Annotated in this window: 12 protein-coding genes; 11 read left to right on the top strand and 1 reads right to left on the bottom strand. The window is 68.2% G+C overall.

All coding sequences use genetic code 11. The features are described from left to right. Positions 1–15 precede the first annotated feature (15 nt). Together EO156_RS06100 and EO156_RS06095 are read left to right on the top strand one after the other, a co-directional pair. Positions 16–1,245 carry an endo-1,4-beta-xylanase gene (locus EO156_RS06100; protein ID WP_230578032.1) on the top strand — a complete coding sequence of 410 codons (1,230 nt, stop codon included), beginning with the start codon at positions 16–18 and terminating at the stop codon, positions 1,243–1,245. A gap of 205 nt (positions 1,246–1,450) precedes the next feature. Then, the gene (locus EO156_RS06095) at positions 1,451–2,488 is read left to right on the top strand and encodes an SMP-30/gluconolactonase/LRE family protein (protein ID WP_016849332.1); all 1,038 of its coding nucleotides are present in this window, start codon (positions 1,451–1,453) and stop codon (positions 2,486–2,488) included. Between the two features lie 292 nt (positions 2,489–2,780). Here EO156_RS06095 and EO156_RS06090 read toward each other — a convergent pair whose 3' ends face one another. Then, entirely contained in the window at positions 2,781–3,119 is a 339-nt protein-coding gene (locus EO156_RS06090) for a hypothetical protein (RefSeq protein WP_029829690.1), read from the bottom strand. A 56-nt stretch (positions 3,120–3,175) separates the two neighbouring features. Here EO156_RS06090 and EO156_RS06085 point away from each other — a divergent pair, with 56 nt between their 5' ends. From EO156_RS06085 to EO156_RS06045, 9 genes are all read left to right on the top strand, one after another. Continuing rightward, positions 3,176–3,622: a DUF2147 domain-containing protein gene (locus EO156_RS06085; protein WP_016849747.1), complete on the top strand. Its 447-nt coding sequence runs from the start codon at positions 3,176–3,178 to the stop codon at positions 3,620–3,622. An 82-nt stretch (positions 3,623–3,704) separates the two neighbouring features. Then, positions 3,705–4,622, top strand: a complete 918-nt coding sequence (locus EO156_RS06080) for a TorF family putative porin (RefSeq protein ID WP_016849746.1) — start codon at positions 3,705–3,707, stop codon at positions 4,620–4,622. Further along, positions 4,622–6,268, top strand: coding sequence for an FGGY-family carbohydrate kinase (locus tag EO156_RS06075; protein ID WP_015463776.1), 1,647 nt, complete (start codon positions 4,622–4,624; stop codon positions 6,266–6,268). The genes EO156_RS06080 and EO156_RS06075 overlap by 1 nt, the downstream gene beginning before the upstream one ends. Further along, positions 6,255–6,935, top strand: coding sequence for a class II aldolase/adducin family protein (locus tag EO156_RS06070; protein ID WP_003485022.1), 681 nt, complete (start codon positions 6,255–6,257; stop codon positions 6,933–6,935). The genes EO156_RS06075 and EO156_RS06070 overlap by 14 nt, the downstream gene beginning before the upstream one ends. Positions 6,936–6,946: 11 nt before the next feature. Next, positions 6,947–8,395, top strand: coding sequence for an aminotransferase class III-fold pyridoxal phosphate-dependent enzyme (locus EO156_RS06065; protein ID WP_005916155.1), 1,449 nt, complete (start codon positions 6,947–6,949; stop codon positions 8,393–8,395). 4 nt (positions 8,396–8,399) lie between these two features. Further along, on the top strand, positions 8,400–9,041 hold the full coding sequence (locus EO156_RS06060) for a hypothetical protein (protein ID WP_029829688.1): 642 nt from the start codon (positions 8,400–8,402) through the stop codon (positions 9,039–9,041). 78 nt (positions 9,042–9,119) lie between these two features. Beyond that, complete coding sequence (locus EO156_RS06055; protein ID WP_029829686.1) at positions 9,120–10,262, top strand: MFS transporter; 1,143 nt, start codon at positions 9,120–9,122, stop codon at positions 10,260–10,262. A 102-nt stretch (positions 10,263–10,364) separates the two neighbouring features. Further along, positions 10,365–11,801, top strand: coding sequence for an aldehyde dehydrogenase family protein (locus tag EO156_RS06050; RefSeq protein ID WP_029829684.1), 1,437 nt, complete (start codon positions 10,365–10,367; stop codon positions 11,799–11,801). A 211-nt stretch (positions 11,802–12,012) separates the two neighbouring features. Then, positions 12,013–12,759: a TetR/AcrR family transcriptional regulator gene (locus EO156_RS06045; protein WP_003485012.1), complete on the top strand. Its 747-nt coding sequence runs from the start codon at positions 12,013–12,015 to the stop codon at positions 12,757–12,759. The last annotated feature ends 6 nt before the right edge of the window (positions 12,760–12,765 follow it).

Below are 12,765 nucleotides of genomic sequence, written 5' to 3'. Positions count from 1 at the left end.
TCAACGGACCTGCCCATGCACATCAACCGCACCAACCTCACCAACCTCACCAACCTCACCAACCTCACCAACCTCACCAACCTCACCAAACCCCTGGGCTTGCTGATCGCCGGCCTGAGTGCAGTGTGCACACTGCAGGCCTTCGCCGCATGCGGGACGCCCGGCACCTCGCTCAAGCAGGCGTATGCGCAAGGGTTTTTGCTCGGGACTGCCGTCAATGCCGATATCGTCTCCGGCAAGGACGCAGCCTCTGCTGCGCTGGTGGCCTGTCACTTCAATGCGGTCACCGCGGAAAACGTGATGAAGGCCGAAGTGGTGGCGCCGCGTCGTGGCGTGCAGGATTTCAGCGCGGCCGATGCATTCGTGGCTTACGCACAGCGCGATCGGCAGTTCGTGGTCGGTCACACCCTGGTCTGGCACAACCAGACACCGGAGTGGTTCTTCACCACCGCCGATGGTCGGCCCAATACGCCGGCACAGCAGCTGGAGCGCATGCGCGCGCATATCGCAGCGGTGGCCGGGCGTTACACGGGCAAGGTGCAAGCCTGGGATGTGGTCAACGAAATCATCGACGAAGACGGCAGTTACCGTTCGACCAACTGGGTGCAGCGCGTGGGCGACGGCGACACGGTGGTCCGCAATGCCTTCGCCTTCGCACAGCGCTATGCACCGGATGCGCAGCTCTACTACAACGATTTCAATGCATGGCGGCCGGCCAAGCGCGAGGGCATCGTGCGCATGGTCAAGATGCTGCAGCAGGCCGGTGTCCGCATCGATGGCGTGGGCATGCAGGGCCATTGGGGGCTGAACTACCCCAGCCTGCGCGATATCGAAGACGCGATCGATGCGTACGCTGCGCTTGGCGTCAAAGTGATGATCACCGAGCTGGACATCGATGTGTTGCCGCTCACCAAGGAAGGCCAGATCATCGGTACCGGCATGGCGCACAAGCAGTTTCAACTGCCGGAATTCAAGCGTTTTCTCGACCCCTATCGCGATGGTTTGCCTGCCGACGTGCAGGCGCAATTGCGCGACCGGTATGCCGAATTGTTCGCGTTGTTCTGGCGCAAGCGCGACAAGATTGCGCGCGTCAGCGTGTGGGGCGTGAGCGATGACATGTCGTGGAAAAACGATTACCCGGTGCCTGGACGCACCAATTATCCGCTGCTGTTCGATCGCAATCATCAACCCAAACCGGCGTTGGATGCGGTGTTGGCGGTGCCCTCCGCGACCGCTGCACGCTAGCGCCTGCCGGCCGAAGAGCGGCTGACGACCAGCGCCCAGGCAACAGGCGGGCACGGCCGATGTTCGTGCGGCATGGCTCCAACACCGCATTCCTGCGTGCTGTGCACGTCACAGATGGGTGCGCGCGACGCGTTGGTCGGCGCTAGGGCAGTCGCTTGCACACGCAGGATGGCATCATGCCCCGACCATGAGACAGGACTGACCGATGCGCTTGCCGCCTTATCTGCTGTTGGCCGTTCCGTTGCTGGCGGTGCTTGCTGCGTGCACCAAGCAGACTCCACCGACGCCGCGTTTTGCGGCCATTGGCCAGCTGCAGACATTCGACCGCCGCTTCAGTGAGGCGGTTGCAAGCGATGCGCGCATCGAGAAGCTCACCGAAGGCTTCACCTGGTCCGAAGGCCCGGCATGGGTGCGCAGCGGAGGCTATCTGTTGTTCACGGATGTGCCGGAAAACACGCTGTATCGCTGGTCCGAACAGGCCGGCCTGTCGGTCTTGCTGTCGCCCTCCGGCTACACCGGCCCGGAGCTGCCCACGCTGCGCGAGGCCGGCGCCAATGGTCTGTACGCCGAGCCCGACGGCACGGTGCTGCTGGCCGATTCCGGCACGCGCATCCTGGCCCGGCTCGATCCGGTCACGCGCAAGAAGACGCCGCTTGCGACCACCTTCGAGGGCCACCGTTTCAACAGCCCCAACGATGTCGTGCGGCGCAGCGATGGCGTGGTGTTCTTCACCGACCCGCCGTACGGGTTGAAGGACCTGGATAAATCGCCGGTCAAGGAGTTGCGCTTCAATGGCGTCTATCGCCTGGACACCGATGGCAGCGTGCATCTGCTGGACGATGGCCTGAGCTTTCCCAACGGCATTGCCCTGTCGCCGGATGCGCGCACCTTGTACGTCTCCAACTCCGATCCGCAACGGCCGATCTGGATGGCTTATGCACTGGATGCGCAGGGCGCCGTCACCGGCAAGCGGGTGTTTGCCGATGCGTCGGACCTGATCGCCAAGGATGTGCCCGGCCTGCCCGACGGCATGGCCGTGGCCGCCGACGGCACGCTGTTTGCCAGCGGCCCTGGCGGCGTGATCGTCTTCGATCCCGCCGGCCAACGGTTGGGTCGCATCGCCACCGGCGAGGCCGTCTCCAACTGCGCCTTCGGCAACGATGGCCACATGCTGTACATGACCTCGCACGCGATGCTGGCGCGCGTGCGCGTGAAGTCGCTGGGCCTGCAGTTCGCGCGCTAGAGCGTGTGATGCATTTTGAGATGAGATGCGTTGGCCGCCAGCGGTGCGGAGCGGGTGCTGCGTGGCGCCGGCTTGGCTGGCGCCAAGGCAAGCCGCACGCCTTGTCTCGACGCGCCGCAGGACGCTCGCACTCACCTCAACGTCCATGACACGCTCCAGACGATCGCGGCGATGCCGCTGCATCGCCTTGCGTCGCGATGGAGACGCACACGCCTGACCGCGTGCGTGTCTGACCGCAGCGCCGATCGCCTCGTGCAGCCGTTGCATCGGCTGCGCTGCGCCACTGCCTCGGTCAGTCGTCGAGCCGCCACAGGCCGCGCCGTTGCAGGCAAGAACAGCGGCCATGACGCGCGCCGCACTGCGCGTCCTCGCCCGCAGCGCCGCCGCCGCTGAGGGCCTTCCCGAGCAGCGCGGTGCGCGCGAGCCCGCGCCTCCAACCGCTGGCTGCAGCGCCCGCGAGGCAGGCCATCCACCTAGCACGCTGCACGCCGTTAGCCACCGCAACCGTGGTGCGCCGCGTCAAAACAGGCGTGCACCGAATCCGCCTTACACCGCGCAGCGCCTGCTGCGCCAGGGCGTGCAGCTGTCCAGGCAATCGCCACGCTTGAGCCTGTTGCAAAAAGGTAATCATCGCTATACGGTAGTTTTCACTACTGTCATGAGCGGATTGCCCGCGGGGTTGCGGCAATGTACGAAGCTTGCGTTTCCCGATTGCTGCGCACCCTGGCGTGCGTTGTCGTAGCGGCGCTGCCGTTGATGCCTGCGCTGGCGGCAGCGTCCTCGCCGGTACAGGGCCTATGGCTGACTGCGGCCAAGGACGCCGTCATCGCATTTGCACCGTGTACCGAGGCCGCCAGCGCGATGTGCGGAGAGGTGGTGTGGGACAAGGACGCCGGCACGCCGAAGGACACCTGCGGTGTGCAGATCGCGCGCCTGGAGCGCGACGACAACGGCACCTGGCGCGACGGTTGGGCATTCGATCCGCGCAGCGGCAAGCGCTACAAGGCCACGCTGCGTGGCAAGGGCGACAGCCTGACCCTGCGCGCGTTCATCGGCGCCGAAGTGCTCGGCGAAAACATGCTGTTCACCCGCGTGCAGGTCCTGCCATCCGCGCCGGTGTGCGCCAGCCATTAGCTGCGTCCAGCGCGGCATGCGCGCGCAGCACCGACCGCCGCGATCGCGACGGTTCTCACTTACATCCACCGGGGGAATCCAGATGGCGAAGATCCATGTCGGCGCGGTTGTCGCGTGCGGGTTGCTGCAAGGCGCAGCTTGCCTACCGGCGCAGGCCCAGCAAGCCGACCCGGCCAGCGAGGGCAGCGTGGCCACCTATCAGTTCGACAACCAGGTCAAGCTGATGAGCGAACAGCGCACGCGCGGCATCTCCGATTCGTTGATGCGGCCCTCGGCCAAGTGGAGCACCCAGTTCGTGCATGCCAGCGGGCTGGTCGCCTTGCTGGAAGTGGCCGGGGTCAGCAAGCAGCAGTTCGTCAATGGCGATGGCCTGGGCGTCACCCTGGCCGGCGGGTATCGCTTCGGCGATCCGGACCGCTGGCACGCCGGCGTCGGCTTGGCCACCGAGCGATTCCCGGGCGCGCGCTTCATGGCGCCGCACGGCATCGACCTGGAAACCGGCACGCCGACCGACGTGCGCACGACCAACTACAACAGCGATTTTGCGGTGATGGAGCTGGGCTACGGCATCGTCGAAGGGCGCGTGTTGTATGTGGTGTCCAAGACCTACCGCGGTGCCGATACCGGCGGCGTGTGCGGGCAGATCCTGCGCTTCTCGATCGATCCGACCGCCGCATTGCAGTGCTACGCGCGCGGCGAAGAGGATTCGCGCGGCACCGTGTTGGCGGACCTCAATAGCCAGTTGCCGTTGCTGCCCTCGCTGCTGCCGTCCACGACGCTGCGCCTGCATGCCGGCTACCAGAAACTGGCCAACTTTCGCGAAGGCAACTTCGCCGATTACCAGATCGGCATCACCCATCGGCGCTGGGGCCTGGACTGGAGCCTGGACTGGCTGACCACCAAAACCAACGCGCATCAGTTGTACTGGGTGCAGGATGGCGAGCGTATCCGCAAGACCGACGGCGATGCGCTGGTGTTCTCGATCGGCTACACGTTCTGATGCGCACGCAAACGCTCGCAGACGACACCGGCGGCAATGCGCCGCTGGTGCTGGCGGTGGACCTGGGAACCTCCGGCTGTAAATGCGCGCTGGTGACGCTGGACGGCAAGGTGCTCGCCTGGGCGTTCGAACCTGTGCAACTGCACGTGCAGGGCGTCGCTGCCGAACAAGACCCGCACGCGTGGTGGGATGCGTTCTGCGCCACCGCCGCGGCCGTGGTGCAGGGCGATGCGGGGCTGCGCCGACGCGTGGTGGCCGTGTGTTGCTCGACCCAGGGCGAAGGCACCGTCTGCGTGGACCACAACGGCCAGGCGCTCGGGCGCGCCATGCTGTGGCTGGACATGCGCGGCCAGGCGGCCATCGCCCGGCGTCTGCAGGGGCGCTGGCTCAATGTGCGCGGCTACGATCCGCTGCGCCTGTGGCGATGGTTGCGCCTGAGCGGCGGTGCGCCTGCGCGCAGCGGCAAGGATTGCGCCGGACACATCGCCTATCTGCGCGATCACCAGCCCGTGCGCTATGAGCGCACGCACAAGTTTCTCAACGTGCTCGACTACATGAATCTGCGCCTGACCGGCCGGTTCTGCGCCACCCCCGATTCGATGCTGACCACCTGGGTCACCGACAATCGCGACCCGCACCATATTCGCTACGACGCAGGCCTGCTGGACATGGTCGGGGTGGAGCGCGACAAGTTGCCGGACCTGCTGCCGTCCACTGCGGTGCTAGGTCCGCTGCTGCCGCAGGTGGCCCAGGCGCTGGGCCTGTCGCCGCAGACCGTGGTGGTGGCCGGCGCGATCGATACCTCGGCAGTGGCGGTGGCCGCAGCGGTGGAAGATCACGCCGCGCACCTGTACCTGGGCACCTCGTCGTGGCTGGGCGCGCATGTGCCGCGCATGAAGACCGACGTGCGCAGTACGATCGCCGCGGTGCCGTGCGCGGTGGAAGGGCGCTATCTGGCGATCGCCCTGCAGACCACCGCCGGCGCCAACCTGTCCTTTCTGCGCGACCGCATCCTGTTCCATGCCGACGAGCTGCTCAGCGACGAGCAGCGCCCGGACGTCTATGAAGTGCTCAATCGCATCGCCGCACGCGTGCCCGCAGGGTCCAATGGGTTGATCTACATGCCCTGGCTGTTCGGCGAACGCACGCCGGTGGAAGACCCGAGCCTGCGTGCCGGCCTGATCAATCTCTCGTTGATGCATAGCCGCGAGGACATGATCCGCGCGGTGATGGAAGGGGTGGCGTTCAACACGCGCTGGATGATGGAGCCGTTCGCACGCCTGCTTGGCTGCGACCCAGGCACGATCGCTGCGGTCGGCGGCGGCGCCCAGTCGGATCTGTGGTGCCAGATCATTGCCGATGTCAGCGGCCGGCCGATCCGGCAATTGCACAATCCGATCCAGGCCAATGCGGTCGGCGCGGCCTTTATCGCCGGGGTTGGCCTGGGCCGGCTCGGCTTCGGCGACCTGGCGGCACTGCAGCGCCCCCGGCGGGTCTACGAGCCGGATGCGGGCACGCGCGCGCTCTACGACGACCGCTATGCGGTGTTCAAGGACCTGCAGCGCACGTTGGCGCCGATCTACCGACGGCTCAATCCCTCCACGTCCGTTCCCGCCCAGGAGGTCGCTGCGCATGTTTGCCCATGAACAACGCCAGCGCGTGGTCGCGCTGTGCATCGAACTGTCGCGCCGCGGCTATCTGGCTGGCACCGGCGGCAATGTCGCCTTGCGTATCGATGCCGAGTGTTTCGCGGTCACCCCTTCGGCGATCGACTACCTGAGCATGCAGGCCGAGGATATCTGCATCGTCCGCACCAAGGACCTGCACCAGCTCGATGGCACGCGTACGCCGTCGGTCGAAACCGGCCTGCATGCGCAGGTGATGCGGCGGCGCCCGGACGTGGGCTGCAGCATCCACACCCACCAGCCGGTCGCCAGCGCCTGCACCCTGCTGGGCGCGCCATTGGAGGTGACGCAACCGGCGTTGCGCCGGCTGCTCGGCGCACGGATTCCGATCGCCGGCTACATGCCGTCGGGCACCGGCCTGCTGGCCCGCCTGCTGGCCCGGCAGCTGCGGCCCACCGTCAACGCCTATCTGCTGCGCAATCACGGCGTGGTCTGCTGCGGGACCAACCTGCAGGCGGCCGTCACCGTGGTCGAGGCGTTGGAGCTGGTCGCGCGCAGCCACCTGCAGACGCAGATCCAGGCGCGTGCCGCGCGCGAGCCCGACCTCGCTGCGGGCCTGCAGCGGGTGCTGACGGCGCTGGATTCTCACCGGCACACGTCCGGCGCGTCCTCCCTTTCCCAGACATGATGGCACCGACAATGAGCGTGACTTCCGCGATTTCGCAATGGCCCGATGTGGACCAGCTGTATCGCCGCTTCGATGCGTTGGTCAAACAGCCGATGCGGCCGATCCGGCGCGAGGGCATGGACAAGGTGATGCGCTACTTCGAGCAGCGCTGCCAAGGCTCCAAGCAGTTGGGCGACGCCGCGCAGCGGGTGATTCCCGGCGGCGTGCAGCACAACCTGGCCTTCAACTACCCGTTCTCGCTGGCGATGCGCAGCGCCGAGGGCGCCTACCTGACCGACGTCGACGACAACCGCTACATCGATTTCCTGCAGGCCGGCGGCCCGACCTTGCTCGGCTCCAACCCACCGGCGTTGCGCGCACGCGTCAACGAGGTGCTGGACCAGTGCGGACCGGTGACCGGACTGCTGCACGAATACGAGGTCAAACTGGCCGAGCTGGTCTGCGCCAGCATGCCGGCGGTGGAGATGGTGCGCCTGCTCGGTTCGGGAACCGAGGCGGTGATGGGCGCGGTGCGCCTGGCGCGCGCGTATACCCGCAAGCGCTGGATCATCAAGATCGGCGGTGCGTATCACGGCTGGAGCGACCAGTTGGTGTACGGCCTGCGCCTGCCCGGCACCGGCCGCATGGAAGCGATCGGCATTCCGCGTGGGGCGACCGCGCAGACCCAGGAATGCCTGCCCAACGATCTGGACGCGCTGCGCCGCAAGCTGCAATTCAATCGCCTGCGTGGCGGGACCGCCGCGGTGCTGCTCGAACCGCTGGGGCCGGAGAGCGGAACCCGCCCGGTGCATGCGGACTACAACCGCCAGGTGCGCGCGCTGTGCGACGAGTTCGGTGCGCTGCTGATCTTCGACGAAGTGGTCACCGGTTTCCGGCTGGGCCCCGGCGGTGCGCAAGGCTACTTCGGCGTTGCACCGGACATCACCGTGCTGGGCAAGTGCCTGGCCGGCGGCTACCCGATGGCCGGGGCGATCGGTGGCCGCCGCGAGGTGATGATGAGTTTGGTGGGTGGCATCGGCACGACCGCGCGGCGCGCGTTTGTCGGCGGCACGCTGTCGGCCAACCCGCTGTCCTGCGTGGCCGGCTATTACGCGTTGCTGGAAGCGCAGCAGAACGATGCCGCCGGCCGCGCCGGCCGCGCGGGCGATCGCCTGCGCGCCGGACTGGAGGCGATCATCCAGCGCCGCGGATTGCCGTACGTGGTCTACAACATGGGCTCGATCGTGCACTTGCAGACCTCCGGCGTGCTGCTGCTGGACACCGGCAACCTCTACAAGCTCTGGCGCGTGCGCAACGACGCCAAGGCGCGCAAGCACATGATGGAAGAGATGGGCGCGGCGTATTCGGCGCACGGCCTGATCACCCTGGCCGGCAGCCGCATCTACACCAGCATGGCCGACACCGATGCGGTGATCGACGAGGCCTTGAACCGTTTCGACGATGTCTTCGCACTGGTCTGAGCCGATGAACGCCACCGATGCCCTGCGCGACACCTGGCTGCAGACCCGCGAACGGCTGCAGGCGACCCACTTGCTCGGCGACGATGACGCGGCCCTGTCGGTGCGTTGCCCGGGCGCAACGCAGATGTGGATCGGCAGCGCCGCGGCGCCAACGCCGCTGCTGCTGGATTGGCGCGAGGATGCCGCGCTGGAGGCGGCGCAGCGTCTGCATGCGCAGGTCTATGCGCAGCGTGGCGATGTGGGGGCGGTGGCCTGGTCGGCCGGTGCGTTCGGCCACTGCCTGGCCGACGTCGGCGGCGCCTTGCCGCAGGTGTTCGACGAACAGGCGCGGCATCTGGGGCCGATGCCGCCGCCGGTACGCGCGGCCGACGCGGCGGCCGTGCTGGCCAGCGGGATCGACAACGCCGTGCTGGTGGCGCGGCGGCCGTTGTGCCTGGGGACCAGTGCGCGTCGCCTGGCGCTGAACATCGCGTTGTTCGAAAAGTGCGCCAAGGCGTATGTGCTGGCGGCGGCGACCGGAGGACCGACCCGGCAGTTGCCGTGGTGGGTGCGTCGCATCGCCAACGGGCGTCTGCGCAAGGACCAGGTGCGTGCGGCGGTCGCATTCGCCAATGGCGCCCTGCCCACCGAAAGCACGGCTTACTGAAGGCATCTCATGCGCAGCCCTCATCCACCCGTATTGTCCGCCGTGGCCGTTCCCGCGTCGCAGGGGTTGCCGTCCGGTCTGTCGATCGGTGCGATCGCCCTGCTCATCCTGGGCGTGCAGCCGATCCTGCTGGGAACATTGGTCGAGCAGAAGCTGATCACGCTCTCCGGCGTGGGCATCGTGGCGATGGGGGAGATCGTCGCGCTCGGCCTGGGCGTGGCGCTGGGCGATGCGCTGTTGCCGCACCGCTGGCAACGTCAGGTCGCGGTGCTGGCGGCGCTGTTGGCGGCACTGCTGGATCTGGCCACCACCCAGGCGGTCGGCGACACCGCGTTCGTGCTGGTACGCGCAGCTGCCGGCCTGGCGGAGGGGCTGCTGCTGTGGGTGGCGACCCTGACCATCGTGCGTGCGGCCAAGCCGGATCGGGTCACCGCGGTGTTCATGCTGACCCAGGCGGTGGCGCAGATCGCACTGGCGAACCTGCTGGCGTGGTGGGTGCTGCCGTCCACCGGCTGGAAAGGCGGCTTCGTGGCGCTGGGCGCGGTGACGCTGTGCGCGGCCCTGCTGACACCGTTGCTGCCGGCAAGGTTGTCTGCCGTGAGCGCAACCGCGCCGGCGAGCCACGTGCGCTGGTCGCCGACAACCCTGTTGCCCTTGCTGATCGCCTTCGTGCAGATGGCCGCGATCGGCGCGCTGTGGGCGTACCTGGAACCGTTGGGGCTGCGCGCCGGCCTGGATGCCGGGGCGGTGCAGGCGCACACCTCGCTGGTGCTGACGCTGCAGATCGTCGGCGCGCTGGCGGCGATCTGGTGGGTGCGCCGGCTCGGTCACGCGCGCACCCTGGTGGTCGGCAGCCTGGTGCTGGCGGCGGTGGCGGCCACCATGGCGCGTGCGGCGCCGGCCGGCACTGCCGCGTTCACCGTTGCCTGCGTGGGCTTCGGTCTGGTCTGGATGTTCCTGATGCCCTTCCACGTGGGTCTGGCGTTCGATGCCGACGCGCATGGCCGGGTGGCGGTGCTGGTGCCGGCGGTGCAGTTGCTGGGATCGGCAGCCGGCCCCTTGCTCGCGTCGCTGCTGCTGCAGCACGATGATCCGGCCCCGGTACCGGTCTTCAGTCTGGCCGCCGCACTGCTGGCGGCCGTCCTGGCGGCGGCTGCCGGCCGCGACCAGCGCCACCACGCGCCGCCGACCGGGGCCCAGCCGAGCAAGGGGGATCGATGATCGACAGCGTGTGCGGGATAGGCCGCAGCGCGCCGCCGAGTCTGGCGCGCCGGCCGCGGTGCCGTTTCCAGTGTGTGCGCTTGCAGCAGGGGCGTGCGCGTCATGCACGCTGACCTGGACGTCTGCGCCGAGGACATCGCGGCAGTGTTCGCCGCCCAGCAGCCGGTGGCCGTGGCCTGGCGCAGTTCCACCGCCGCGCAGCGGCGCGAGCGCCTGCGCGCGTTGCGCAGCGCGCTGCTGGCGCGGCGGCAGGCCCTGTACGCCGCCTTCGCCGGCGACTTCGGCAAGCCGGCGCTGGAAGTGGAGCTGAGCGAGCTGTTGCCGGTGGTGGACGAAATCGCCGCCGCCATCGCCGGGCTGCCGCGCTGGATGCGCCCGCGCAAGGTGTCCCCCACCTTGCTGACGCTGGGCACGCACGCGCAGATCGGCTATCAGCCCAAGGGCCGCTGCCTGATCATCGGCCCGTGGAATTATCCGGTCGCCACCGTGCTGGGGCCGCTGGTCTCGGCGCTGGCGGCAGGCAACACCGCCATCCTCAAGCCGTCCGAATTCACCCCGCAGGTCAACGCGGTGCTGCGCGAGCTGCTGGCCGAGGCGTTCGACCCTTCCGAAGTGGCGATGGTGCAGGGTGGCGTGGCCACCGCGCAGCGCTTGCTGGCCTGCCCGTTCGACCATGTGTTCTTCACCGGCTCGCCGGCAGTGGGGCGGCAGGTCATGGCCGCCGCCGCCGCCCAGCTGGCCTCGGTGACGCTGGAGCTGGGCGGCAAATCGCCGGCCATCGTCGACCGCAGCGCCAACCTGGAACGCGCCGCGCAGGTGCTGGTGTGGGGCAAGCTGGTCAATGCCGGGCAGACCTGCATCGCGCCCGATACGCTGTTCGTGCATCGCGAGGTCCGCACGGCGCTGCTGCAGCGGTGCCGCGAACTGCTGGCGCAGCGCTACGGCGGCAGCGCCGCGGCGGTGGCTGCCAGCCCCGACCTGGCGCGCATGATCCATGTCGGCCATGCGGCGCGCCTGGCGGCCTTGATCGATGAAGCGCGCGCTGCCGGCGCCGAGCTGGTGGCCGGCGGCGAGCATGACGTGGGCCAGCGTTTCATCGCCCCGACGGTATTGGCCGATGTTCCCGAACACGCGCGCATCGCGCAGGAAGAAATCTTCGGCCCGGTGCTGCCGGTGGTGACCTTCGACCATCTCGACACTGTGCTCGCCGGGCTCGACGCCGCTGCCAAGCCGTTGGCGCTGTATCTGTGGAGCAACGATGCCGCACAGGTCGCCCGCGTGCTGGCGCGCAGCAGCTCCGGCAGCGTGGTGGTCAATCACTGCCTGCAGCAGTTCATGCACACCGGCTTGCCGTTCGGCGGCATCGGCCAGTCGGGAATCGGCAGCGCGCATGGCGTGCATGGATTCAAGGCGTTCTCGCACGAGCGTGCGGTATTGCGCGGCGGCCGCCTGCTGACCGCCCATGCCTTCTTTCCGCCGTATCGGGGCTGGCAGCACCGCGTGGCCACCGCATTGACCGCCTGGCTGGCCCGCCGATGACGCGTGCGGCAAAGATCGCCCGCGACGCAGCGCGTATGATGTGGCTCTGGCAAACACCGGCCGTGCACGCGCATGGCTTGGCGGTGGCATGGCGCTACTGCAGACGATGGACGCCGCCTGGCCGGCGCGATGCAGCAGCGACGCAACGGCGCAGGTGCAGTCGCGGTGGTCTGGCCGACGCATCACTCCGTGTTCGAGGAATCCCCCGCCCATGTCCACGACCAAGTCCCGTCCGCGCGCGCCGCTCAAGGCGCCCGCGCCCAGGCTGACCGGCAACAAGCTCCCGGCCCAGCATCGCGCGACCGAGACCTACGAACATATCCTGGCGGTCACCGCGCAATTGCTCGGCGATGTCGGCGTGGAACGGCTGTCCACCAATCTGGTCTGTGCGCATGCCGGACTGACGCCACCGGCGCTGTACCGCTACTTTCCCAATAAATATGCGCTGTTGTCCGAGCTCGGTACGCGCCTGATGCAGCGGCAGAACGCGCTGGTGCCCAAGTGGATCACGCCGCAGGCGATGTCGGGTTCGCGCGAACAGGTGCAGCAGGCGCTCACCGGCCTGGTGCTGGACACCTACCGGGTGACCAAGGCCACCGAGGGCGGGGTCTGGATCCTGCGCGCGCTGCGTGCGGTGCCGGCCTTGCAGCAGGTGCGCCTGGACTCGCACGCGCAGGTCACCAAGGCGCAGGTGCGCATGCTCGCCGATTTCTTTCCCGATGCAGACCCGCGCCAACTGCGTCTGGTCAGCCGCATCGCGGTGGACCTGATCTATGCGACCGTGGAGCTGCTGTTCGATGTGCGATTGAGCAGCCGGGCGGTGGCCGAGACCGTCGGCACGATGATCGCCGGCCACGTCGAGCAGTTGCGCGATGCAACCGCCGATGTGCCGAAAGGCAGTGCTGTGGCGCATCGGCGACATTCGCCACCGGCACGGCGTTCAAGCCGCGCTGGGTGATGGGCC

Source organism: Xanthomonas sp. DAR33341 (genome assembly GCF_003992815.1).
Classification (GTDB): domain Bacteria; phylum Pseudomonadota; class Gammaproteobacteria; order Xanthomonadales; family Xanthomonadaceae; genus Xanthomonas; species Xanthomonas cissicola.
Note: the sequence above shows the minus strand (reverse complement) of the source record. Positions and strands in the feature narration are given on the sequence as shown.